The organism is Pedobacter sp. 10L46_2 (assembly GCF_056395165.1).
The window spans coordinates 1-24,491 of sequence record NZ_JBFTIZ010000020.1; the positions used below are offsets into that span (position 1 = coordinate 1).

At 37.6% G+C, this 24,491-nt stretch carries 31 protein-coding genes; 10 read left to right on the plus strand and 21 right to left on the minus strand.

The features are described 5' to 3' along the window. The 15 genes from AC1DDX_RS03940 to AC1DDX_RS04010 form a co-directional block, all read right to left on the minus strand. On the minus strand, positions 1-1,257 hold a 1,257-nt coding region (locus AC1DDX_RS03940), incomplete at its 3' end, for a DNA cytosine methyltransferase (protein WP_477621791.1). Positions 1,258-1,549: 292 nt separating this feature from the next. Next, positions 1,550-1,936, minus strand: a complete 387-nt coding sequence (locus tag AC1DDX_RS03945; protein ID WP_477611921.1) for a hypothetical protein — start codon at positions 1,934-1,936, stop codon at positions 1,550-1,552. A gap of 88 nt (positions 1,937-2,024) precedes the next feature. Beyond that, positions 2,025-2,315 carry a KTSC domain-containing protein gene (locus AC1DDX_RS03950; RefSeq protein ID WP_477621792.1) on the minus strand — a complete coding sequence of 97 codons (291 nt, stop codon included), beginning with the start codon at positions 2,313-2,315 and terminating at the stop codon, positions 2,025-2,027. A 3-nt stretch (positions 2,316-2,318) separates the two neighbouring features. Further along, positions 2,319-2,972 carry a hypothetical protein gene (locus AC1DDX_RS03955; RefSeq protein ID WP_477611919.1) on the minus strand — a complete coding sequence of 218 codons (654 nt, stop codon included), beginning with the start codon at positions 2,970-2,972 and terminating at the stop codon, positions 2,319-2,321. A gap of 2 nt (positions 2,973-2,974) precedes the next feature. Further along, complete coding sequence (locus tag AC1DDX_RS03960) at positions 2,975-4,156, minus strand: hypothetical protein (protein WP_477611918.1); 1,182 nt, start codon at positions 4,154-4,156, stop codon at positions 2,975-2,977. Then, positions 4,153-5,232, minus strand: a complete 1,080-nt coding sequence (locus AC1DDX_RS03965) for a hypothetical protein (protein ID WP_477611917.1) — start codon at positions 5,230-5,232, stop codon at positions 4,153-4,155. Before AC1DDX_RS03965 ends, AC1DDX_RS03960 begins: the two co-directional genes overlap by 4 nt. A gap of 2 nt (positions 5,233-5,234) precedes the next feature. Next, complete coding sequence (locus AC1DDX_RS03970; protein WP_477611916.1) at positions 5,235-5,552, minus strand: hypothetical protein; 318 nt, start codon at positions 5,550-5,552, stop codon at positions 5,235-5,237. Further along, positions 5,552-6,301, minus strand: coding sequence for a recombination directionality factor (locus tag AC1DDX_RS03975; RefSeq protein WP_477611915.1), 750 nt, complete (start codon positions 6,299-6,301; stop codon positions 5,552-5,554). Before AC1DDX_RS03975 ends, AC1DDX_RS03970 begins: the two co-directional genes overlap by 1 nt. Before the next feature lie 15 nt (positions 6,302-6,316). Continuing rightward, the gene (locus AC1DDX_RS03980; RefSeq protein ID WP_477611914.1) at positions 6,317-6,589 is read right to left on the minus strand and encodes a hypothetical protein; all 273 of its coding nucleotides are present in this window, start codon (positions 6,587-6,589) and stop codon (positions 6,317-6,319) included. After that, positions 6,579-6,785 carry a hypothetical protein gene (locus AC1DDX_RS03985; protein WP_477611913.1) on the minus strand — a complete coding sequence of 69 codons (207 nt, stop codon included), beginning with the start codon at positions 6,783-6,785 and terminating at the stop codon, positions 6,579-6,581. The genes AC1DDX_RS03980 and AC1DDX_RS03985 overlap by 11 nt, the downstream gene beginning before the upstream one ends. Then, positions 6,778-6,927, minus strand: a complete 150-nt coding sequence (locus tag AC1DDX_RS03990) for a hypothetical protein (protein ID WP_477611912.1) — start codon at positions 6,925-6,927, stop codon at positions 6,778-6,780. Before AC1DDX_RS03990 ends, AC1DDX_RS03985 begins: the two co-directional genes overlap by 8 nt. A gap of 23 nt (positions 6,928-6,950) precedes the next feature. Continuing rightward, positions 6,951-7,265: a helix-turn-helix domain-containing protein gene (locus AC1DDX_RS03995; RefSeq protein WP_477611911.1), complete on the minus strand. Its 315-nt coding sequence runs from the start codon at positions 7,263-7,265 to the stop codon at positions 6,951-6,953. Continuing rightward, positions 7,265-7,582, minus strand: a complete 318-nt coding sequence (locus AC1DDX_RS04000; RefSeq protein ID WP_477611910.1) for a hypothetical protein — start codon at positions 7,580-7,582, stop codon at positions 7,265-7,267. The genes AC1DDX_RS03995 and AC1DDX_RS04000 overlap by 1 nt, the downstream gene beginning before the upstream one ends. Positions 7,583-7,660: 78 nt before the next feature. Beyond that, entirely contained in the window at positions 7,661-7,888 is a 228-nt protein-coding gene (locus AC1DDX_RS04005; RefSeq protein WP_477611909.1) for a hypothetical protein, read from the minus strand. A gap of 5 nt (positions 7,889-7,893) precedes the next feature. Next, positions 7,894-8,133, minus strand: a complete 240-nt coding sequence (locus AC1DDX_RS04010) for a helix-turn-helix transcriptional regulator (RefSeq protein ID WP_477611908.1) — start codon at positions 8,131-8,133, stop codon at positions 7,894-7,896. A gap of 159 nt (positions 8,134-8,292) precedes the next feature. Between AC1DDX_RS04010 and AC1DDX_RS04015 the strand changes: the two genes are divergently transcribed. The 7 genes from AC1DDX_RS04015 (at position 8,293) to AC1DDX_RS04045 (ending at position 13,022) form a co-directional block, all read left to right on the plus strand. After that, positions 8,293-8,715, plus strand: a complete 423-nt coding sequence (locus AC1DDX_RS04015; protein ID WP_477611907.1) for a hypothetical protein — start codon at positions 8,293-8,295, stop codon at positions 8,713-8,715. 30 nt (positions 8,716-8,745) lie between these two features. Continuing rightward, positions 8,746-9,516, plus strand: a complete 771-nt coding sequence (locus tag AC1DDX_RS04020) for a hypothetical protein (RefSeq protein WP_477611906.1) — start codon at positions 8,746-8,748, stop codon at positions 9,514-9,516. Beyond that, positions 9,513-9,983, plus strand: coding sequence for a hypothetical protein (locus AC1DDX_RS04025; RefSeq protein WP_477611905.1), 471 nt, complete (start codon positions 9,513-9,515; stop codon positions 9,981-9,983). The genes AC1DDX_RS04020 and AC1DDX_RS04025 overlap by 4 nt, the downstream gene beginning before the upstream one ends. Beyond that, positions 9,983-10,465, plus strand: a complete 483-nt coding sequence (locus tag AC1DDX_RS04030) for a hypothetical protein (RefSeq protein WP_477611904.1) — start codon at positions 9,983-9,985, stop codon at positions 10,463-10,465. Before AC1DDX_RS04025 ends, AC1DDX_RS04030 begins: the two co-directional genes overlap by 1 nt. Further along, positions 10,465-10,869: a helix-turn-helix domain-containing protein gene (locus AC1DDX_RS04035; protein WP_477611903.1), complete on the plus strand. Its 405-nt coding sequence runs from the start codon at positions 10,465-10,467 to the stop codon at positions 10,867-10,869. Before AC1DDX_RS04030 ends, AC1DDX_RS04035 begins: the two co-directional genes overlap by 1 nt. 393 nt (positions 10,870-11,262) lie before the next feature. Continuing rightward, positions 11,263-12,174 (plus strand): AraC family transcriptional regulator, encoded by a 912-nt coding sequence (locus tag AC1DDX_RS04040; RefSeq protein WP_172659736.1) that lies wholly within the window; start codon positions 11,263-11,265, stop codon positions 12,172-12,174. 116 nt (positions 12,175-12,290) lie between these two features. Continuing rightward, positions 12,291-13,022, plus strand: a complete 732-nt coding sequence (locus tag AC1DDX_RS04045; protein ID WP_288878954.1) for an SDR family oxidoreductase — start codon at positions 12,291-12,293, stop codon at positions 13,020-13,022. Positions 13,023-13,204: 182 nt separating this feature from the next. Here the strand turns inward: AC1DDX_RS04045 and AC1DDX_RS04050 are convergent, their stop codons facing one another. Continuing rightward, positions 13,205-13,558 carry a winged helix-turn-helix transcriptional regulator gene (locus AC1DDX_RS04050; protein ID WP_288878952.1) on the minus strand — a complete coding sequence of 118 codons (354 nt, stop codon included), beginning with the start codon at positions 13,556-13,558 and terminating at the stop codon, positions 13,205-13,207. A 128-nt stretch (positions 13,559-13,686) separates the two neighbouring features. On the opposite strand from AC1DDX_RS04050, the gene AC1DDX_RS04055 reads away from it, so the two are divergent. After that, complete coding sequence (locus AC1DDX_RS04055; protein WP_172659733.1) at positions 13,687-14,478, plus strand: SDR family oxidoreductase; 792 nt, start codon at positions 13,687-13,689, stop codon at positions 14,476-14,478. A gap of 24 nt (positions 14,479-14,502) precedes the next feature. Then, a complete protein-coding gene (locus AC1DDX_RS04060; protein ID WP_288878951.1) occupies positions 14,503-14,826 on the plus strand; it encodes a nuclear transport factor 2 family protein in 324 nt (107 codons plus the stop codon). 106 nt (positions 14,827-14,932) lie between these two features. Here AC1DDX_RS04060 and AC1DDX_RS04065 read toward each other — a convergent pair whose 3' ends face one another. From AC1DDX_RS04065 to AC1DDX_RS04075, 3 genes are read right to left on the minus strand one after another with little or no spacing between them, the layout of a single operon-like run. After that, positions 14,933-18,715, minus strand: a complete 3,783-nt coding sequence (locus AC1DDX_RS04065) for a glycosyltransferase family 2 protein (protein WP_288878950.1) — start codon at positions 18,713-18,715, stop codon at positions 14,933-14,935. Next, positions 18,690-20,021 (minus strand): glycoside hydrolase family 2 TIM barrel-domain containing protein, encoded by a 1,332-nt coding sequence (locus AC1DDX_RS04070; protein WP_172659730.1) that lies wholly within the window; start codon positions 20,019-20,021, stop codon positions 18,690-18,692. Before AC1DDX_RS04070 ends, AC1DDX_RS04065 begins: the two co-directional genes overlap by 26 nt. A gap of 55 nt (positions 20,022-20,076) precedes the next feature. Further along, positions 20,077-21,786 carry a glycoside hydrolase family 26 protein gene (locus AC1DDX_RS04075; RefSeq protein WP_172659729.1) on the minus strand — a complete coding sequence of 570 codons (1,710 nt, stop codon included), beginning with the start codon at positions 21,784-21,786 and terminating at the stop codon, positions 20,077-20,079. A 135-nt stretch (positions 21,787-21,921) separates the two neighbouring features. On the opposite strand from AC1DDX_RS04075, the gene AC1DDX_RS04080 reads away from it, so the two are divergent. Beyond that, on the plus strand, positions 21,922-22,323 hold the full coding sequence (locus AC1DDX_RS04080; RefSeq protein ID WP_048906729.1) for a c-type cytochrome: 402 nt from the start codon (positions 21,922-21,924) through the stop codon (positions 22,321-22,323). A 29-nt stretch (positions 22,324-22,352) separates the two neighbouring features. Here the strand turns inward: AC1DDX_RS04080 and AC1DDX_RS04085 are convergent, their stop codons facing one another. Both AC1DDX_RS04085 and AC1DDX_RS04090 read right to left on the minus strand, forming a co-directional pair. Next, on the minus strand, positions 22,353-23,114 hold the full coding sequence (locus tag AC1DDX_RS04085; RefSeq protein WP_288878947.1) for a tetratricopeptide repeat protein: 762 nt from the start codon (positions 23,112-23,114) through the stop codon (positions 22,353-22,355). A 4-nt stretch (positions 23,115-23,118) separates the two neighbouring features. Next, positions 23,119-24,491 (minus strand): BatD family protein (locus AC1DDX_RS04090; RefSeq protein ID WP_477621793.1); only part of this gene is annotated, 1,373 nt, incomplete at its 5' end.

The following is a 24,491-nucleotide window of genomic DNA, read 5'->3' on the forward strand; positions in this document are numbered from 1 at the left end:
TCTCTGTACTATGAACGGCACAGCTTTTATTAAGGAATGATTCCCAACTGTTGGGATCGTCCCCGCTGGCCCTGTAACTGGGATAACTTTTCCTTCAGGTTTACCTGAATAAGCTTTTGAGAGAAAGTATTCACATTTTATGAGTGATTGTCCATCCTTACATTTTACAGCACCTGCTGGCCCTGTTACAGGTATAACCATTCCAGATGGTTTGCCACTGTAATATTTAGCAATGAAACACATTGCCGTCCGGTTTTGGCAAGATATTGTTGGTGCAGGTTTATCAACAGAAACAACAGACTGTTTTCTGTCGCCATTTTTAGCCATGGAATTGTATTTCAATAAAAACTCATCCTTACCACCCGCAACAAATTTGATTAAACCAGCTTCAATACGTTCTAATGAAGCATCAACCAATGGTTTTTTACGATTGAAGATACTTAAACCTTCATCATCAAAGTCCAGTACATCCTTAACCGCTTTCCATTTATGCTGAACACCAAACATTCCATCTAAACCCGGCTTTTTAGCGTGAGTTGTTTCTGGCCAAACAATAGGTAAATTCGGTTTAGCAAAACAACCAAATAAACGATTACGCGATGTATAGGCACCAAAATCAGCACTGTTCAATTCTTTCCATTCGTTTCTATATCCGAATGAGTCAATATGCTTACACCACTTTAACCAATCAGATCCAGATTTTCGGCTAACAGGTTTTCCGTTTACGTCAAGGGGGCCCCAACTCATAAACTCTACAACATTCTCGATCTGTATGTAATCTGGATTTAAAGCATCAACATATCTGTCTAAATGATCAGCTAGGGTTCTACTATCTGCATCACGCGGCTGACCTCCTTTAGCTTTACTGAAATTTGTGCATTCTAAGCTTGCCCAAAGGATTATTTTAGCATTAGGGTATAGTATTCGATATTTTGCAATTAATTCAACCAGTGGCGCTAATTCAACAGTTCTAATATCTTCCTCAAAATGCACAACATCAGGATAATTACGCCAATGAGATTTTATAGCAATTGGATCATGATTTATGCAAGCCATTACAATGGCAACCTGGTCATCACCAAATAAGGCACGATGAAATCCAGTAGAAGTTCCGCCAGCTCCACAGAAAAGATCTATTATTAAAAATTCTACTGATTCCGGATTTTTAACTTTGATGGGATTAAAGCCACCACCCTCTGTATACAGGAAATGTTGCTTATTTATCATCTTCTTACCTCCTTGCTGAAATTTGAACATTCTAAACATTGAGTTATGATTGTCGCCAACTCCTCGTGGCCTTCCCTATCTTGTATACGTGAATAGTCAATAACTACACCTCCTTTTGCTGAACTAAACCCAGGAAAACATTCTGGTGAAGCCCAAATAAATTCTATATTTTGATTTGTCATTTCTTCTAATGTTTTTTCTTTGCTTGAGTTAATTGACATGATATTAGGATTTGAGCCATCCCGGCACCTCCAAACCCCGCCACTCGAACGAGGCAGGGCGAAGAATATGCAAAATATTAGTTAATGCATAGGAAGGGATACTAAAAAGGCAAATCATCTTCTTCAGCCAACACTCCTTCCACAGCTGCTCCTGCATTATCATTTGCTGAACCACCAGAAAAGTCTTTAATGTTTCCTAATATTGGAGACAACTCTTGTGCAGCTTTTTTACCTTCTTCATCTAATTCCTTCCAAATCTTGCTGTCCGTAGTCTTGCTGATAAAGCCATTCTGTCCGTATTTATCCTGCTCAGATTTAAAATTCACGTTTACGGACATGTAAACTGCACCATCTTTTTCAGTTAATAGGTTAGCGTCAATTGGAATAACGATACATTTAACAGGACCGTTTTTTCCTTTTTTCTCCTGGATTACATGTTGCAATTTTGTCAATGCGATGCTACCAGATAATTTTCTTTCTGTACTCATTTGAATTGGATTTTGAATTTGCTCGATATTGAGCGGCTTGCCACTGATCACCGCGGCCAGGTGTTTGCCAATATTGGCTGGTAATGCTTTAATTCTTTTCTACGCCTACCCCTTCTAACTTTTCCGAAGCGTATTTGCCGACAATATTTGTGGTTACGTATCTACCTATACTATCTGCATTGAATAGTCCTGATTTTACTTCCTGCGGAACACCTGAATAAATGTAGGTGCCACCGTTTTTGAACTGAATAAACAGGCTACCAGTTTGTGGATTACTTCCGAAAAAGTTAATACCTTTTGAAGGAATAGAATTGATGTTAAACGATTCTAATCGGGGGTTAACTGAATAATTAACGCCTTGTAAAGTTATTGTTTTCATAACTTATTTGTTAATTTTAATTTCTCCCAAATAATCTTCGTTATCACATTCGATCACTGGCATAAAAAGCAAATTAGCATCATTAATTCTAAAGACTGTTGCTAATTTCTCACCCTGCTGAAGTAATACTTCTACGTGGTCAGTATTGGTAATTTTGCATGCCATTCCTAATCTAAATACCAGTTTAGCAGAGAAATATGAGATTCCAATTTTTATCTTCTTTGCTGGATCAACTTCTTTTTGAATGGGAATTGCTTTAACCTCACCTTCACCTTCGCATACAGGACAATCACAATATTTCTCATAGAATTTATCATTCCATTCATGCTGAAATTCAACCTCTCCCTCTCCTTCGCAACAATCGCATGTTTTAGTAACATCAACTTTGGGACATTCCTTAATTATTGACCGGATATCCTTAATGTCAATTTTTCCAAGGACACCCCCTGTTTCAGGAATAACACTAAGAACATTCTCATGATTATAATCTGTCAATTCCTGAACATCAGGCGTAAGATCAGCATTAATTATAACCATGGTAAACGCATCAGTTGCAATTGCTTTATCCCCAATTCTGAATGGATTATTTTGCCATTCTCTCATCTCATCATCATTGACAAATAGATTAAGCAGCTCCGTATAGTTTATGTTTCCCATGATTATGCTGCTTTTTTAGATTTAACAACTGCTTTATATTTCTCCTCATACTTTATGTATGCAGATTCGATCTTAAGCCCTTCAGATTTGGCCTTACGCTCAGCAAACAACTTCATGCTGTCCAGTTTCATTTTACCAAGATCCTGTTCATCTGAATGAGTGATAAAGAATTTGAATATCTCAGACCATCCAGCGCGATCAAGAACAATGATCTCATAGCTATCTATAGATTGAGCAGCAGGAACTTTTGATAATCGCTTAGCAGTATCAATTTGATTGTCAATAATCACCGATGATACCTGCGTTTGAACGTTTTGTTCTGTCCTTGCCAAAGCCTCCTGAGATTGTTTCAATTCCAATGCCTCCTGCACAGACTTTAACGTTGCAGCGGCGGCACTTTCTGTAACACCTGCTTCTAACTCCAATTTCCGTTCTGGCATTAATGTAACTAAGTGGTCAGCGTACGCCTTGATTTCAGCTTGATAGTGTGGCGCAACTTTTTCAAATTTACATTCTTTAGCGCTGTTGCAAATCGTGGTTAGTTCTTCAAGGGTAAAGTATTTAGTGTTGTCAAGTGGATTATGGTCAAGCGTTGCCACAATCCCATCCCAATACTCTTGCTTGAAGGTCCCGACAACCATTGATAGCATTTCAAGTACTGATTCATACATTTCAAGAGTACAATTCTCATAAACGTCCATCAACTTCTCTTTGTCTCCTTTAAGAAGGTCGGCATACTGAGTACGGATTTGCGTTTCCGCTTCTGCAAACAATTCAATACGTGCCTTTTCTTTATCCAACTTCGTTTGTGCTTTAGCCTGCTCGGCTGCTTCCTCTTTCTTGTATGCGGCAACACTATTATTACGCGCTGTTTGCAGTTCAGTAACCAGATCAACTTTAAGCTTAGTTTCCTCGGCTGTAAACATTTTGATTATCTCATTCAACTTAGAGGTGAATGGTTTACGATCATCTTCAGCTTTGGTTGCTGCTTTTTTAAGAGACGCCAAATAGTCGTTTATAGCCTGGTCAGTTGCAGGAGTTAATTTTACACCCTCCTTTTCGGCTTGCAGTTTCAACACATCATGTTTTTTCTGATAGGTAGTTACCCACGATCTGGTTGTAGTTAGGACGGTTCCTGCGCTCTGCAAGTCCTCCTGTTTGATAATTGTTAGTTCGGTACTCATATTGGTATGGCTGTTGAAGTGAATACTGGTTTAATTGGTGTTGCTTGTAATTTGGCGGTAGCCCTGGTTGCTCTCACATTGTTAGGTGTATTTCCAAACTTTCGGTTGCAGAATGATTCTACATCTTCAAACTGAACTGCCGCAGTAATACTTTCAGGAGTACTGACGATACCACGCATATTAATGTAATTTCGTTTTTCTGCTTTATCACGATATCTAATTTCAGCTAGCTTTAAAATTGCGTCAATCTCGGCTCTACTTGTTGTACCCTGCCATTCCTTGATTTTATAGCTAGGAGTTGTTTTCCAATCTGCCGGAGCCCAATTCATCGCGATATCAGCAGGTGACTCAGGGAAATTCTCATCCCACAATAACCGCTCACATTCCATTTGAATACCATGAGTTTCATAGAAACCTTTTCGGCCCGACTTAAAGTTGATGATGGCACGTTTCTGAACTCTTACTTTGCATTCTCTTGGCTCACCTTTTCTGGGTCCTGATTTGTACGGATCGTTTTCATCAACGCCATCCTCGGTAACTGTTAATAAGCACACTAAGTCGATAGGTGTTCCAAAGCCGCGTTCATCACTTAATAATACGTATTCTAAACCAAAAGGAATAACCTCATAGTCATTATAGAACTGAACAAATGCCAATATATCCTCCCGCAATTTATCGTTCCACCATTTGCAATCATCATCCCAAAAAGATTCATTGCTAAGGTATTCTTCAATGATACCGTCAATTGAATCAAGGTCGTAAACACCCTCTTTAATGAAACGTCCAATCTCTAAGTGCATCAATGTCCCATATTTAGCGGCTACATTCATCAATCGTTCTGATTCCTTTTTACCGTGTTGGAATTTCCATTCTTCCAATTGAACAGGAGTAGGCATAGATTGGGCAATGGAGGTGGTCAATGAGGTGTATAACCTGAATGGTTGAGCCAATGATCCATCTTGCTCAATTTTAATATAGCTACGCCCTTTGTTAAAATTAACACGCCCTACTTTATAGTTTGGTAGTTTTATTGCTGTCTCGTCGAACCATTCGGTAGGCACGAATTCTACTGACATACTCATGATGATATACCTCCTACTGCTTTATGCAATGCTTCACTTGCTTTATTTACGGCATCTATCCACATTGAACTTGTTGGCTGTCCAGACTCGACACCTTCCTGCTCACACATGTGAAGATGAACAAGTTGCGTTAGCGCCTCCAATAAGTCCGGAGCAGATGAAATAAGTTTCGCGTTAGCAGCATCCTCATATGTTCCATCCAGTTCGTTAGAAACCAATGTTGCTACCCATTTCATTCCGCCATTAGCAAATACATCAGACTTTACAAAGTATCCGATTTCCCATGGCCCAGGTGTTCCTTTAAAATCCTTCATTATTTCGATCCCTCCCCTATTTCTAAAACCTTTGCCTCCATTGTTCCGCTTTCAATCATCTTAGTAGTAAGACGATTCATTGAACCACCAGCCTCGATATAATTACGAACTGCTTCCATGTTCTCGTCTGTAAATGACGGGATCAAACTAACCACCGGATAAGTTTTTGCTTCACCGGGGGTGTATGATTTTTTCATTTCAATAGTTAAGTTGAAAGGGAAACCGATGATAGATCCGGCACGCTCCATAACAAGATCAAATGATTTGGTTATGCTAGGAATGCTTACTTCTTTAGCTTTTGTCGACCATGACCAGTAACCAAGCACGCCTGTCATTTTAAGAAGTACAAAACGCAATGTCAAGGTGCGTTCCCACTTAAGTGCTTTTACGCGCTTATCGGCAGCAGGAACATTATCAATATACTTTCCTGTGGAACTATCGAATATGGTAAATAACTCTCCGTCACCATATCCGTAACGTTTGCCTTTATCCCAACTTTCAAACTGTTCATTGCATACCTCATTGATATTATTGGACACGAAAGCTACCTGCAATGAATTTGGTTTTTCACCAAATAAGGCTGTAAACTGATTTGCAAAATTTCCAGTTGGTCTGAAATAATCAATTGCTTTTGGGTATTCAACACCTTTTGCAGATGTTGCTTTAATGCCCGTTTTAATTTTACCGATTTCCGGCAGCGTGCTTGCATTATTCTGTGCCTTAGCTACCTTGATACGTCCTGAACTCATAGTGTTTATTTTTATTTAGTGATTAACAATTGTTGAATTATCCATTACCGACTGAGCCGCCTCATGATTGCCTGCCCATATCGAGGCTAACACTACTATCGCTGTGATTACCAATGCTAGAACTGCAAGTAATACAAGGATGTCTTTCGAAGCCAACTCCAACATCCGATTAACTGCTTCATGACGCTCATCATCCTGGCTTTTACGAATCATGGCTTTCCAGTTCATCATTACCTGATCTTGTTCGGTTAGATCATTGTAGGCGCTTATTACTCTTTTAGTTTGCATGACTTACCTCCTTTTCGTTTAATTTGAATACTTCGGTTTTGGTATTGGCTAATGATTGTTTTACTTGATATAATCTGTTCCAGCAATCGTCAACCGGCATTCCAGATAGAATTAAATCGTTGAACTCAGCATCTAACCTGTCTATCTCATGAAGAGAAGCAGCCATTTGTATAGCTAATGATTTGTAGTTATGCATTGGTGGCCTCCATTCTTGATTTAATCCCGATCTGCATATCATCCAACACGCTCCCTATTTGGTTAAACGAAGCAGTTTCTAACCACTTGTTATACTCATCCATGATCCTGCTTCTTTGAGCAACCGACCTTGCTGACTTCATTCTTGTCATTATTGATTTGTAGGTCATGATCTTGCCCTCCTGCTTATCCTGAAATAATCTTCTTCAATAAATTCCTCAATGGCTTTTCGCTTAAAGGTTAATTTACCTGTGCGTTTGCTGGATCCTAAATCGTCCTTATGAAGTAATACCCAATTCTCGCTAACATTCAGCATCTCACAAACCTGTTTGGTGCTTAAATAAGGTGTGGTGGTAGATTTAAGATCTTTGATGGTGGTGGTCACTGCCTGTTCCAATGAGTCCAGCTTATTAATTAACTTCTCTAATACCTGAGTATCAATCAGGGTCATGCCTGGAGCTACTTGTATAAGTCCTTCCATTACGCTGCCCTCCTTTTAGATTCAACATACGCCTGACTTTCGTCATTAAGGAACTTAAGATTTGATAAGATGAACCGATTGAAATAAAGCGCTAACACTTTATCTGTGTTCTGCTCAAAGAACTCTGCAGATGTTAGGGGGTTGTAAATCTCTGAACCATCAATATCAGCGGTGTTCAACTCATAATCCTCTACATAGGAAATGATATCTACTAATTCAACACCAACAGGTATACAATTTGGAATTATAAAGCTGATGATGAATCCTGTTTGCTCCGTAGTGAACGGATTGGCAATTTTTTTTAATAGCTTTGACATTAGTTAATTATTTAAAGTGGTTAGCTAATGGGCCCTTATTTATAACTGGGGAGTTTGATTTAGGGCCCTACTTTTATTTTATGCTGTCCTTTTTACGATTATGAACTTTGGTTCAGATTTCGTGTCAAGTGAAAACTCTGCGGTTGGCTCGGAGATTTTTACATCCCTACTTGCTATTGATGCTAATGAGCTTTTAAACTTCTTTGGAGATTTGAACTTCTCACCTACCGGAGTTTTAAGGAGTTCCTTAACCCAGGAGAACTTATCCTCAGGAGGAGCTACGATTCTAATATGTTCTTTTTGCATATCTATTAATTTATTATCCCTTTTTTCATTCCGAAGTAAACGATCTGCTTACTGTCTTGTAGTCCCGTTTTCTGTCTGATGCTTTTCAGATGAGACAGCACGGTGTAATAGCTTATGTTCAGATCCCACGCAATATTCTTATCAATCATTACTGATCTTTCAACGATTTCGATTTCTCTTTTGGTAAGGATACCAACTTCAAAATCTAAGCTCGGTATACCGTAATTGTTTGCTAGTAGGTTCATGGTAGTAGTTATTTGCTATATGCTGTTTTAATTGTTATGTTTATCTTTGTTGAGTTGAACAATACAAATGTACTGAATAAATAGAGTATACAAAATATTTCACTGTATTTTTTCAGTGTTATTTTGTAACTACCTGACAATCAATAATAAAATTTTAAGATGAGTAGTGAAATTCCGGATTTTAATGACAGATGCACATTAGTTCTGCTTCAGAAGAAGAAGGGAAAAAGCAGCAAAGAAACAAAAAAGATCAAAACTCTTATTTTCCAGTACCCTAACCATGAGATCCACGAAGACAGGGTTATTGGGTTTTTAATTAGAGAAGGATTTTTAGAAGTGAACGGACTCATGCCAAATTTGGAAGATGAGAATGGATATCCTGTACAGAATCCAGATAGCAGCCCTTATCTAGAGACTACAAAAATTGGCGAAACAGCACTTATTAATGGATACTTCCCTTCCGATTACGCTGCTAGGGTATATGATGTTAAGGCTAAGCGGTTACAAACGATGTTAGCGATCGGTGGAGTTTTATTAGGTGTCGTTGGATGGGTAATAGGATATTTAAGTAACAAATGTTAGACAATAAAACACTGAATAAATATAGCAAAAATGGAGTATCCAATAAGAAATAGGCTAAAAGAATATCTTAAGTCCATAAATATTAGTGAAGGTGCGTTTGAAACAAAATGCGGTCTTTCCTCTGGATACGTAAGCGGAATAAAAAGCGGAGTCGGATCATCAACAATTGGAAAGATTCAAAGCGCTTTTCCGGATCTTAATACATCCTGGCTTTTAACTGGACAAGGAGATAAACTAAATAGTAAAACCACATCTAATAACGCTAAACCTTTACACGAAGTGCAATACCCAATAGAACCAGGAGAATCTCCATTTATAGACATGGGCAACGGTCAGTACACTATGCTTGTACCGTTAGTTGATGAATACGCTTATGGTAGCTTCCCAGCTGGATTTAAGGACCCGGAATATGTAGAAGATCTGAAAAAAATATCAATAACTGTTGACAAACAGCACAGAGGAAAATACTTTGCGTTCGAAATAATTGGGGATAGTATGGAAAACTACGAAAGTAAAGAATCAGCAAAGAAATCAATAGCAGAAGGATCTATTGTTGTTGGCCGAGAAATACAACGGTCTCACTGGAAAAGTAGATTACATTATCATAATTGGGCCGCATTTGTAGTAATACATAAAGAATATGGTATAGTATGCAAAACTATATTGAATCAAGATGTAGAAGACGGTGTTATTCATTTAGGCTCTTTTAATTCAGATAAAACTAAACATAAAGACTTTGCGTGGAGCCTCGACGATATACAGGCAATATTTAATGTAGTAAGAATTATAAACGAACCATGAAAAAACTATTAACGCTAATATTAATTACAACATACAGCTTTGCCTTTGCTCAGAAAATTGACACGATACCATTTAAGGGCGCATATAAGATAATAATAGAAAATAATGATACAGCCGGACAAAATTTTAAAGCAGTTGGCCAAGGTTTGGTTGATCAAGATTTAGGAATAGGATCAAAAGACTCGGAGTTTGGTCAAATAATAAGCGCTCCGTTTAAAACTAAAGACATATATTATATTGGCAAAGGGCATTCAGTAATAATCGCAAAAATTAAAGACAAGCTGATCACGTTATACTCTCAATATAACCCGAACGAAACCACTAAGATAGTTTCGTTTAGTGAGAGCCAAAGCACCTATTCGCCAGTAAAATACACCAAGGGAATTTCCAGGGAGCAAATTATTTTTGAGGTTATGAATAAGTTTGCAAAATCATTACCTCATACAAAACTAACTTACTCAGAGTAATGTCAACCAAAGCTGAATTACATAATCAAGTACAGGCAGCTAAGCGAGATAAACTTTCTCGTGTAATATCAGCGGCTATGCATATAATACATGAAAGTCACTTGTCCGGTTCTAATCTATGGCCTGAGCATGGTTTTCAAATTGGCTACCACGGTTCAGAATTTCTACATGACATCGCTTATCTCAACGCTAAATACTGGAATTACCCACCTAAAGAGGAAGAAGATAAACTATTAATAATTAATATGCAGTCCCTGGACGCGAAACGACTTAAAAGTCAAGGCGCTGCTATAGATATGATTATGGAAGAGGCAACTTATGACGATGTCCTTTTTAATATATTGATATATAAAAATGATGCATTAAATGATAGGTATTTTTTAGGAGGGTATCTAATCCCTAATTCGCATTCACTTCAACTAAGATTCAAATTCACAATAAACCCGATAGACTCATCACCTATCCCACAAAATATAAGATAATGAAAGTAGCAATGGCTGTAGATAAGGCCCAATCAAAGAAACTTACTGAATTCAGAAGCAAACACATCGCAGATAGTCAAATGGCAGCAGCAAAGTTACTTGGTATATCTCAAGGTACACTTTCAAGAATGGAGGCCGGAATCATCCCAGTTAACAATACTGTTGTTAATAAGATGGTCAAAGATTTTGGATTGAGTAAAGAATGGTGGTTCCATTCATCCGGCAACATGAAAGCTGATAAGAAGTCGAACAATATGCATGATATAGCTGCCTTTCGAGAAGAAGTTGCTGCACTGCAAACTGAAGTGTTAATGCTAAACAGTACAGTGTCTCATTTCATAAAAATAATAGAAAAACAAGGAAAGGATATTGAGGACCTAAAGAACAAATTACACCATAAATAGTCTACTTCATTTACACCAAAAAACAACCACTCCACATAACCATTTGACTAACAAATACTTAACAACAACCTAATTACTCCCTTCGGGTCCACGGAATAACCTCTAATTTATTGATTAACAAATAGTTAAACAGAAATTAGAGGTTTTTTCTTTTTCAAAAAAAATAATAGATCATTTGATATCAAGCAGTTAAAGTGTTCGATTATCTAAACTACTTCCTTCCATAAAACCGTAATTAGCTAATTATTAACAGTAAACTACTTTGAAAAGTCCTTTCCTTCTTTACCACTACATCGACCAAAAATCAAAGGGATGTTTATTCAAATAACTGGCTGAAACGATGTATTTAAATTAGGCGCTAATCTTTGAACTGAATTTTACTTATTTTTGCTTATGAAAATATCTGATGCTACATCTTCTATTGACCCGGCAAATAGTACTGCTTTATCAGACACAATCCAAAATAGTCCAAATACTTTTCATATACTGGACCTGAGCATAACCGGGAATCCGATTTTTTCATTGGAATATAGCAGGAAGAAATTTTACACCGCCACTTTATTACAAGGGAACTATCGGCTTGAATTTGAAGATAAGAACATTGATGTTTCGGGCAACTCTTTACTATTCACCACCACAAAAATTCCTTTTGGGATACATTCGGCCGGTTTAGGGTACTCCGGCATCAGTTGCGTGTTTAAAGAGGAGTTTATTACTAAAGTTAACAGTGGTTATCGTCTACTTGAATTTCCGATCTATAAACCAGGCAGGCAGAACATCTATTCCCTTACAGAGGAACAGACGAAACACTTTATTGAGGTCTACAATAAAATGTTTGATGAATCACAAACCGATAGCCCTTTTAAAGAGAATCTGCTACGCACCTATTTACTTGAAATTATTTTTAATGCACAAAAACTCGCTCCGTTTAGCTCCTTCGTAAAAACAAATAATACCACCGAGGTTATCGCCTGTTCCTTTATAAGATTGTTAGAATCGCAGTTTCCCATAGAATCCCCTCAGGATACGATCAAATTTAAAACTGCAAAGGATTTCGCAGACAGTCTATCACTCCATCCCAATTATTTGAACCGCCAGGTAAAATTGTCCAAAGGAAGAACCGTAAGTGAGATCATCGCAGCAAGACTTGTTCAAGAGGCTAAGATCTTATTAAAATTAACCAACTGGAACATTGCGGAGATTTCTTCTGCACTCGGTTTCGAAGAGCCGTCACATTTCAATTTATTCTTTAAAAAGCATGCCCGCAGTTCTCCCACAGGATACAGAAAATTACATAAGGAATAGCTGCTCCTCGAAGTTTGCGCAAGAAAGTTTGATTTTAGTAAGGATCGGTTTTATTTACGCTAACATTGGCCATGTCATCCTCTCTACATTTGCATTGAAATTAAACAACTTGCAAAATGAAAAAGTTAGCATTAGTAACCGGAGCCAATAAAGGAATAGGTTTTGAAACAGCGAAACAACTAGCAGCTCATAATATTAAAGTTTTATTAGGGGCAAGAAATGAAATCGAAGGCAAAAAAGCGGAAGCGGCCTTAAGGGAAGCATCTTTAGATGTTATCTTTGTTAAACTTGACATCAGTAATCCGGCTGATATTGATAACGTTAGAAAATATATTGAAAGCGAATATGGTGTCTTGGACATTCTAATCAACAATGCAGCCGTATTTTTAGACGGCGTGTGGTTCGGAAATAACACGGAAACTGTACCCGTACAAACCCTGCGGGATACTTTTGATATTAATTATTTCGGTACCGTAGAGCTGACTCAGGCATTATTGCCCGCAATAAAAAAAAGCAAAGCGGGGCGTATTGTAAACATCAGCAGTTTGTCCGGTTCCTTTGGTGTTCATTTGGATAAAGAACATTGGTTATACGCTTTAAAACCTTATGCTTATAGTGCGTCAAAAACGGCCTTGAACCAGTTCACAGTTTTTCTGGCTAATGCCCTTGACGCTTCCAAGATTAAAGTAAATGCAGTTAGTCCAGGTTGGGTGCAAACATCCATCGGTTCAGATCAGGCACCCTTAACTCCGGAAGAAGGTGCTAAGTCTGGCGTTGCCATGGCATTAATTGATGAGAATGGTCCAACAGGAACTTTTTCACAATCAGACGAATTTTTACCCTGGTAAATAGAAGGTAAGGTAAAACAGAATTGCATAATCACCCGGGACCAAGACCAAGGGGAACTATAAAAGCTGGGATACTTTACCATCCAGATTTTCCTGTATAGCATCCGTGCGAATTATAAGGTGAGGTGTTTAAAGTTGATTCTTCAAAGAAGCGTTACTTGTACAGGTGAAATTAAGCAATATTAAACTTGTCTTAAAATCACATCACGCAAACGCTCTTCGTTTTCATCACCCCACTCCCCTAATGCTGCAATCACTGGGATTAATGTCCTACCAAATTCGGTAAGGCTGTATTCTACCTTTGGCGGTACAACAGGAAAAATTTTTCTAGTCACCAGTTCGTGCTCTTCTAACTCTTTCAACTGAATATTCAAGACCCTACGTGAAGCATCTGGGATTTTGCGTTGCAATTCGCTTGGGCGTTTATGACCCTCATTGATAAACCATAGCAAACGGATTTTCCATTTTCCGAAAAGTACTTCACCGATAAGATCAAGTCCACAATTCAAATTCGGTATTATCTTTCTTTGGTACATTTTATAAAGTTACACCTATGTTCCATTTTGTGCAATAGGGGAAAAATTTATCCCTATCCGAATCGTAATTCCGTAATTGTGTAAACTGTTTTTACTCCCCAATTTTGTCCCGTAAACAATTCTTAAATATGGAACAATTTAATTTCAACAATGAGTTATTGGGCAAGATTTCCCTGGTAACGGGAGGGACAAAAGGAGCCGGAAGGGCAATTGCAGAAAGGCTCTTGCAAGCCGGCGCAACGGTTATCATTACCGCAAGGAACGCACCCGAAAAAGAGAACAGCAACCTACATTTCATTCCTTCCGATTTAAGTAAGGCAGAAGGAGTCCGAAAAGTAACCAGCGAAGTGCTGTCGACTTATGGAAGACTAGATATTTTGGTGAACAACCTTGGTTCTTCGCAAACACCGGCCGGGGGCTTTGCCTCCTTAACCGATGAAGATTGGGAATCCACCCTACAGGCAAACTTGCTTGCGCCTGTTCGACTAGACAGGGGATTTTTACCGCAGATGATTGCACAAAAAAGTGGTGTTATTATCCACATTGCTTCAATCCAGGGCAAATTGCCTTTATATGACTCCACTTTACCTTATGCCGCTGCAAAAGCGGGACTGATCAACTATAGTAAAAGCCTATCAAATGAAGTAACGCCAAAAGGTGTACGCGTACTGACTGTTTCTCCAGGATGGATAAAAACCACTGCAGTAAAAGGTTTTTTGGAAAGGATCGCCCAAGGATCAAATATTTCCATTGAGGAGGCCCAGAAAAGCGTAATGGATGCCTTGGGTGGCATACCCTTCGGCAGACCTGCAGAGCCGGAGGAAGTAGCTGAACTGGTCGGTTTTATAGTTTCGCCAAGAGCTAGTTATCTGACAGGAACTGAATTTGTTATCGACGGAGGCACCTTACCAACAATTTAATCATCTTTAAAAATTAAAAAAAAAATGAACTTACCGAAAGTAATAACTAATCTAGTACAAGCGCAGAACAGTTTTGATAGCGTTGCTTATGCGAAATGTTTTTCAGAAACAGCACTAGTTTTTGATGAGGGCAGAACGCACAGTGGAAGAAAAGAAATAGAGCATTGGATAGCGGAGGCCAACGAGCGTTACGAAGCCACCATGAAGGCCGTTAGTTTCGAAGAGAAAGAAACTGAAAGTATTTTAAAAGCAGAAATTTCAGGAAATTTTCCAGGTAGCCCTATTTTAATGAGCTATCACCTGAAAATAGTCGATGAACTTATACAGTCATTGAAGATTATAGGATAAGTGGGAATGCCTAATTTTAGCCAAAAAAGTTCGATTGTCTCCCCCCTCAAGTCCACCGATTAAAACATAAAAGGCTACTGTAATGGTAGCCTTTTATGTTTTATCTCTAATTCAATGGAATATTAAGTTTAGTGCTTACGATCTTGACCTCACTATCATTCATTGCATAGAGATATAGTTTATAACTTGACGGATTCTCGGGAATGGTTAAGGTCATACTACTTCCCTCTCCCAGTTCTATCACATTAACAGGATTACCATAGGAATCAGTTTTCACAAGATTCCATTTAAACCTCAGGTTTGCCTCAGGCTTGGGTAAACTCCACTCGTTTGAATTAAAGACCAAAGCCCGGTATGTTACAGGCATATTCGCAAAAATGGTTACCGAAGGCAACAATACCTTTATCATTGGCATCTTTGAAGGTAATTTTGAACCGGTCCATTGATTTGACAGCTCATAAAATTCAAACTTATTCTTTCCGGAGTAATCTTTAAGACCATCAAATGTGACGAATTGATTAGTCATTTCATCTTGCCAGTTGGCTATAAACACACCTGCTTTAGTACTCTTGTTCTTTAAATAACCTGAAGTATTTACCCTGCTAAAGAAATACGGTTCTTTAAAATTCTTTATTTCAGTCATAGCAACAGAATCAGAGTACTTATCTGCAACCAAACCAAAATAGTCGATATCAGGAATCCTGCTATGAAGCATGGCGATATTCTTACCCAGATTATTGTTTGCATACAGATCTACGGTAACTGGTCTGCTCGGATCTATTTTCTTAATCTCCTTTACTAACTTATGCAACCATGAAATATATGCTTCCCGCGGGAAAAACAGATCTGGCATATAGTAATCATGTTCCAGTTTACGCAGAGGCGTATTTGCAATATTCCATAAAATGATGTCTTTTCTACCCTTTAATTCTGCTACAGTATTTAACACTTTATCCGCATAACTATCTAAAGCTTTTCTGTCGGCAATAAAGTCACTATTATCCGGCAGCCAATAACTGTAGGCTACTTTAAGTCCATTATCTTCAGCAACATTTAATACATTTCGGTCATATACACTTGGCCCAAAATACTTGATCGTATTGAAGCCTACTTTTTTCATTTCCAAAATATCAGCTACAATTTCTTTCTTCTTTAAAGCATGGTAATTGGTAGACCATATCTGACCTTTTGCATAATTAACCCCTCTTATCTCTGATAAAACCTGAGTGTTTTTTGTAGAACTTTCTGTGTTGTTTACAGCAGTTTCAATACCATTTGGATAATTTATCCAGCTTCGCTTTTTGTTGTATTTTTTTAATGCCAAACCTACTTTGGTAAAATCTTCAATTTTCCAATTCAGAGGCTTGCCAATAGCTGTGTCTATCGTGTTTCTATCTAAGCTACTATTGAAGAATACAGCTGCTTTAATTTCCGGGAATTTACGTCTAATGCTTTTAAACGCATTTTGAAACCACTGATCTTGCTTACCCTCAGCTGGCAACGATCCCATTTCCGCAAGCATAACAGGTAAATCAGTTTTGAATAAAGGATTTTTGTGGAATGGCTGATAAAGCTGTTCCATACTGTACCAACTATTGCTACCATTTCTAGTACCGTAATTTAAATTAGTAACACCTATCCAATCCACATATGGCCTTCCAGGAAAATATCCCGACACCGCATCAGACTTCCAGGGATTCCAAACCCATATCGCGTTATAGGCACCATTTTTATTAAAATAGTCGTGAACGTATTTCCAGCCATCTTTAAACTCTTCTGCACTATTCCCTCCTTTAGCAGACCACGGATATTGTGGATTGTCTGCCTCGTGGGCAAACCGAATAAAAACAGGGCGTTTAAGCGATTTTATTTGCTTAGAAAAAGCATTTAAATAATCATCGTAATCACCCTTTAGGATACGTGAGAACACCTTTTCTTCTCTCTGCCCTTCCTCAAAACTTTTTACTTTATCAAATAAACTTTGCCATGGTTCCCAACTAATCATCGGTATAGCGTTTGATTTGTAAATTGAATCTATCAGTGAGTTGGGCAGCATAGATTCAGCATGATCTCCCCATGGAATGTAAAGAGAAACTATACCAAAATGTAATTTACTCTGAATTTCGTATTGCTTAACAAGCTTTAAAGAAGTTAACCCGTTGCTTTTTTCGGGGGCAAATATCCCTGAAATAAATATGTCTTTATTATAATTATAAGGCAGTGGTTTTACCTCGTTGCCAGAGCGCGTATTTACAAAATAGATCGCCCCACAAACAATAAGTGTGGTAATCATTAATGCAGTACTCCTAACTCCACTATATATTTTTCTCCTGAGTTTCCAGAAGCGCGCTTTAAATTCCGAAACATAACTCATTGTTGAGTTTAGTACTGGTACTTTCCTCTTTAACTTCCTGAACTGGCTTTGTCTGCTTGCAACAATTGTAAACGACAATATAATGCAATTAAGTCCTGCAAACCCTGCCATAATCAAATTGTAAGGGTTCCAGTCTTTATATAATCCAAATATTATTGAAAAGAGAGAGATTGCTATTACTGCTATATTGGGAATATTTAAACTCCAGTTATTTTCATCCCTACCATCTTTCGGCGTTGGGTTATAAGGAACTTTTTTGCGTAAAATCGTGTAGAATAATCCAATAATAAATATCCACCATGTCCCTATCATTAACAACCCCCCAACTACATGGAATCCGCGCTCTTCTTCTTCCATTACCCATCGTTGTACAAAATGCCTTATCAGGATTATTGACATCACCAGCGGGAAGCTAATTGTTATGAAATTAAAGAAAACGATATTTATAGGACTGGTATTAAAAACCAAAGAAAATATTGGTATCAAAAAATTAATAAGAAAAATGACACCCGATAGGTAATGCATTGGTATAATACCATAATGCAGCTTTTGCTGCCAGGTAAAATTCTTGAATAACTGGGGATAGGAAGTAACCAATAGTTCAAAAACACCTCTCGACCACTTTAATTGCTGACTATAATATGCAGATAAAGTACTTGGCACCAAGCCCCTTGCCAATACCGCAGGAACGTAAACTGATTTCCAACCCTTTGCATGTAACTGCATCGCAGTGTGCATGTCTTCTGCCAATCCGGCCGCGTGCCCACCGATAGAATCCAATGCAGAACGTCGAAAAGTGCAGTTTGCTCCAATAGCAAGCACAGTTCCATATTTATTCATGGTCATCATTATCGGGCCATAGAATTGAAATGTCTGCTGTGCCGCTCCCTTGGCTATTAAACTCTGGTCATAATTTTTATAAGATTGTACAATTTGCACAAATCCAACCTCAGGATTATTAAAATGGCTTACTATTGGGTCCAGAAAATCCGGAAAAGGAACATGATCGGGATCCAATACCACGCAAAGTTCTGCTGATGACTGCCTTAATGCATTATTGATGTTCCCGGCCTTTGCATTGATTTTCTTTATTCTGGTAACATGAACTACACCGAGTTCCTCACATATTTTTCTTAGATAAGGATCATCGGCCTCATCGCATAAAAAGGTGTTATGGGGATATTTAATTGCTTTAATAGCGATTAATGTTTCATTAATCATTTCATAAGGCTCTCCGGCACAGAAAGTCGTAAATATATCAACGGTATATATCTTTTCCGCTTTAGGTGTATCCGGTACAGTTATATAAAAGTAATGTATCCATTCGTGCACTATTTTAAGGCACATGAAAATTAGTGTGGCCATCAACATCCAGTATAATGGAATACTTTCGGCATCAGTTAAAAACAGCTCCCTAAGAAACAAAGCCATGCAAAGCATGCCAATGACAATCATTAAGCGTAAAGTGAAAGTCTGTTTTCTCGTTGGATTAATTACTGGCTCTACTATCTTCATCTGTTTTTAATACGTAGAATGGTGTATTACATGTTGCCACATAACCTTTATCGTCATAAACTGTTGCAAATATTCTATACGGTCCCTCTTTAATTGGAGTATTAAAGATAACCTTCAAATCCTGAGTGTGCTCAATAAGCCCCTTAATAAGTAAAGGTTTTTTAGTGTTGTTTACATTGTTGATTTTATACCAATCTTCAGGATAAATTTCCCAAACAATTCTTTTAACATTGACATCACCGTTTAACATCAATACTTCTGCGGTATTTTTCTCATTTGGCTTTAGAAATATATCATCTTTTGCCCCTTTGCTGTTCAGGAGCATATAGTTTAATTTTGGTGCTGTGGTGGTCAATGGCTTGCCTTTCCAGATAGCTTCGGCAGCATCTACTACTTCCGTTTTGTTTCCTGCATCATCAAAAATACTAAACCAGGTATGTGTGGTTTCTTGTTTCTGTCCCCAGTAAAAAATAAATGAGCCCAGCAATCTTCCGTCATTTACAGGCATTTTCTCTTTATATCTGGAATAATATTGCTCAGCTTTTTTTGTACTTGTTTGCTCTATCTTAGCACCCCAGGCTGTTTCCGCAGTCCCGTCCCATGGGCCATCAATGCCCCATTCAGTTAACAGATAAGGTCCCTTCCAAAACCAGGAAAAGTCTTTTAACTCTTGACTTAAAGATTCTATTCTGCCAAAAATATTGAATGATATAATATCTACATTGGTTCGCATCTTAAGATTAAAGATCGTTTTACGCTGAAAGTTTATCATAGTAGTTGTAACCGGATGATCTGGATCATCACTATGGATCATATCAACGATATCATTAAATGCCCCGTAAAATTTATTATAAGAGGGCTTATGTGGAAAAACAAGCTCATTACCTACACACCACATTAGTACAGAAGGATTGTCTTTCACCCTGTTAACTAACTTTTTTATCGCTTTAAATTGGCTGGCGACCTTTGCATCGTCATTATAAAAGTACATGTGTTTGCTTTCAGGTATTGGTAAGCCAATGATGACAGCAATGTTTGCCTCGTTTGCCTTTTTCAGTATAGAGTCGATGTGGGTGGTATCCCATGTCTTGATGGTATTTCCCCCAAGTTCAGACAATAGGTCTAAATGTTCAGAACCGGCGGCGCCTTTAATAGCAAAGGGTTTCCCGTTTCTAAATAATTTAAAATCACCGTCCTTCTGCTCAATAAAAACTTTACCAGATCGTTTTGACCGGCTGTCTGAGCAAGCATACAGCGTACTTAAAAAGAGAAAAAAAAATAAATATTTTCTTAAAGTTAAGAGCATCCCAAGTTTATAATACGCTAAATATAACAAATCCCTGCAAACACTTAAAACTTAATTATTTTAAAGTAAAACTTTGTTTCAGTTCTGAACTGAATTTCTTTAATGAGTTTTTACTTATGCTCCAATCAGGAGCTTTTATATGGCCCCAGGCTTTCGGATTGTCGTATAAATTAAAGTAACATGCACCAAAAATCTGCTTGTCGTTTTGAATGGTTTTCGCAGCATCTATTAACCATCTATCCTGATATTTCTCCGACCCCTTTACACCGAACTCAGTTATAAATATTGGTTTATTGAAGAACCTCATTCTATAGCTTTTACGTTGAAATATGTTGCTAAAAGCCTCCTGCATATTTTCATCAGTAATGTTTTTATCCGGTAAACCATATATAGCAATACTGATATAATCAACCACATCGTTGCCAGGGTACCAATCTGCCGAGCCTCTGTCTCCAGCTGGTCCCCAAACTCTTTGAATATTTTTAGGTTTCTCTTTTAAGAAATTCATAAAATACCTGAATGAATTTATGTATACCACGGGATCCTGGCTCTGCCAGGTATAACGATGAATAGGAATTTCCATTTCATGTGCCCAGCGCAGGTATACGGTTTGTTTAACATTGGCAATTACGCTGTAAAGTTTAGAAATCTCTTTATCATATTTTCCGTTTAACGTACTTTGCAGTACATTTGGATCAGGAAGATTACTGGTACTTTTCCAAGGTTCCATCGTTAAAATAACATCATGCTTTCTCGTAATAATCTCATTAAATTTCTTTAGAAATTCCCCTCGTTGTATTTCACCCCAATCAACAAATATATGCTCTACACCTATTTCCGGCTCATCTATTAGTTTCTTCATAGGGTCAAATACACCCAAGACTAAATTCTTTCTGATTTGATTGTTAACAAATGGCTCCTTAAAGTTTTCACTCGAATAAATGGTGTTTTTATATAAGTTTCTTTCTACTTCAATCTTTTTAAGAATGGAATCTGTTTTTTGAACATTCCCCATCCCATCTGCAGACAATATAAATACGGGTTTATCCATAAATCGGAGTCTATGAAGCTTAAATCTTAATTTATCTAAATCAGTTAAATTCGAAGGATATATGTTTGATAATTTTTCTCCACCACTGCCTAGTACAATGCTAATTAAATCAACATTATTCTTTCCTGGCCAGAATTCTGAATCACCTGGATATCCTGTAGGAGCCCAAACAATTTTAACCTTAGGGGCAAGTTTTTTTAAATGAACCGAAAAGTAGTTAAATGCATCTATATAAGTTGATGGGGATTGATACTGCCAGGGATATTGTTTTACAGGCACTTCCATTTCCGGGTTCCACCGTACAAAAACAGATCCTTTACTCAGGTTCGCTACATTCGCTAATGCTTTGATCTCTTTATCATAGCTGCCTTTCAGAACCTCATCAAGAACAGAAATACTTTCAGCATTAAAACTTGGCCAGGTCTCAATAGTAATCAGAACGTTCTTATTTTCTACTATTGCATTTTGCAAAGCTTTCCTATTAGAACTTAATGCAAAAGATTTCCATTTAATCGATACGTGTTTAATATTGTTTATCACATCAGACGGAACATCTTTCTTTTCATCATATACACCAACTAATTTCTCATACGACCTATCTCTAAATTCATTAACAACCATTGTTTTGAGCACCGGTTTGAAATACAGAAAACTACCAAAAAGCACAAGTAAAATTAATATAACAAAATAGTAGAGGCGTTTTTTATGTTTCATTTTATTTAACTGTAATAGTCCCGTTGTAGTCAGAAGGTGTAAATATAATTCTTTGTAACGATTATACTTCTCAACTCTTCTACCTGAATATATTTTAATTGATATTTAGTATATTAGTTTATCAAACTTCTCAAAATGACCTACAAAAAAACCATCACATTATCTGTATTGTTAAGTACAGTCGTTATGCTAAGCGCATTTATGCCGCAGGCCGACGAAAAGCCTACAAACCTGAAGGTTCTTCCTAAAGACATCAGTCATGATCAGCTTAAAGAAGTTATGGATGGCTTTAAAACAGCCTTAGGAGTAAAATGTAACTTCTGCCATGCAGCAAGAAAAGACGATCCTAAAAAACTAGATTTTGCCAGCGATGAAAAACCGGAAAAAGAAACTGCCAGAGATATGATGCGTATGACAATGAAGATTAATAAAAAATATTTTCACCCGATTGGCAGTAAAGACAAAGATGGAAAAGCTCTTTTAGCAATTTCCTGCATTACCTGCCACAATGGGAAGGAACATCCGGAAACAAAATAGAATGAATTAATTGTTGATTTTAGAAAGGTTTAAATTTCCTTTACGGCAATAACCTCAACCCAACCAATGTTTCCATTAGGCAACTCTACTTTAATCCAGTTGTTGTCGTTTTGCTTAATGGTAACTTTGGTTCCTTCATGAATCACAAAAAGTGTCTTTGACTTGTCATCAGGGCCACTCTTTACATTCACGGTGCCATTAAATACAATAGCCTGACTGCTACTATTAAGGTAACTGTTTTGTGTGCTTACTATAAAAATGGATAACAGTCCCAGAGCAAGTAGAATTATACCAGCGTAGAAAGCTGGTTTCTTAATTGAGATCGAAATGGCAAAAAGGTAAACAATCAATAAAGCAAAACCCAGCAGTAAAAACGCAACTGCGAACCCGGATAATGCTTGTGCAGAAAAAAACAGAAAGAAAGATTTCCACCACTTCGTCAGAAAAAATTCTGGTACTGATTCTATTTTATCGGCAATCTTTAAGTTAGCAAGCTGAAGATTTAAGCTAATTTCCTGATCTCCTGGCGTAACTTTGTATGCCTTTTCGTAATAAAGAATAGCAGGTGCCATCTCTCCCATTTTATAGTAGGCGTTACCCAGGTTAAAATATACCTCAGCTGATTTATACCCATCATTTAACACTTCCTGATAAGATTGTGCAGCCTCTTTATATTGTGCTTTCGCATACTGACTGTTACCCTTCGCAAACAGCGCCTCCGGATTCCCTTTGGCACACAAAAACAAAGGCGATATCACCAGCAGTATAAAACTGTAAAAAAAGTGGTTCAAGCGATTATGCATTGTCTTCTATATCGTTAATAATAGTTTTCGCCTTATCAAATACTTCTTGCTCAGATATACCAGAAATAGGTGCATATCTCGCCATTTCACAAAGGTCTAGCGTATCTGTTAATTGATCGATTATGGATTCATTAACAGTCCTTAACTTAAGCTGTTCCCCAATATTCTCTTTATTTAAATCCGCGGCAGAGATATTTAATTTATCGCTTAAATAACCATACAATCCTCTGTATACGTTCTCATAAAAAGCTTTTTTATCTCCGCTGATCAATTGCTTCTGGGCACTGGCCAGATGTTTAGCTGCAATTTTGTTGGCATTTCTACCCTTTACCTTTATAACATCTCTGTTGTTTTCTCTATACCATTTTCTATATCCAAATGCCGCTAAAAATAGAACAGGACCTGTACAAAGGAGCATATAATATAAAGCTGAACCATAAAAGCCTTCGCCATCTTTTGTTAAACCAGGGTTTCCTGTTTTAATATAAGCAATATCCTTTGCCAGCGTTTTAACATCCTGCTGTCCACCTGTTGCATAAGCGGTAACATTTGAACCTGGGTCGCCTTTTGCCACCTTTACGGGAAATGATCCGGATGTGAGGCTCACATATCTTCCCGTTGCTGGATTAAAATAAGAGAACTTTAACGGTTCAATTGTATAATTGCCTTCATGCCTTGGGATAAGTAAATAGCTATACTCCCTACTGCCGGAAACACCGGTCATGGTCTCTTTAATATCATCGTTTACCTTTGGATCATACTTTTCTATATCCGCCGGAAGGGTTAATTCCGGAGCCTTTAACAACTTTAAATTACCTGATCCGGTAATTTTAAGGGTATAGTTTAATGCTTCATTGGCTTTAACTGATGATTTATCTAAGTTAGCCCCAATAGAAAAGTTTCCAACGGCCCCATTAAAACCCTCTGGTTTGCCTGCTTCCGGCAAAGGTTTCACATTAATGGTAATTGGTGTACTTTTAATCTTGTATTTTGTATCCTTATAAGAACCTCCAAAAAACTGTTCAATAGGATCATTTGAAGGTGCAGCTTGCCTTACCACAAAAGTCATCGCCAAAGGATCGAGCGTGAGCTTGCCAAAACGCTCCGGAAAAAGAATAATCTGTTTCAGGGTTGCAACATGGTATTTTTCACCATTATAAGTTTCGATCTCCCACTGTACATTTTGGCTGTTATTTTTGATCTCCTGACTCCAGAAACCATTAAAATCCGGCAATTTATCAAGCGCATTGTCTACCAGATCAATATTGGTATATAATTTATAGGAAACTGAAAACTGCTCCCCGATATAAACATTGGTTTTATTTGCAACCGCTCTAAGGAATAACCGCTTTGAAATGTCTATAC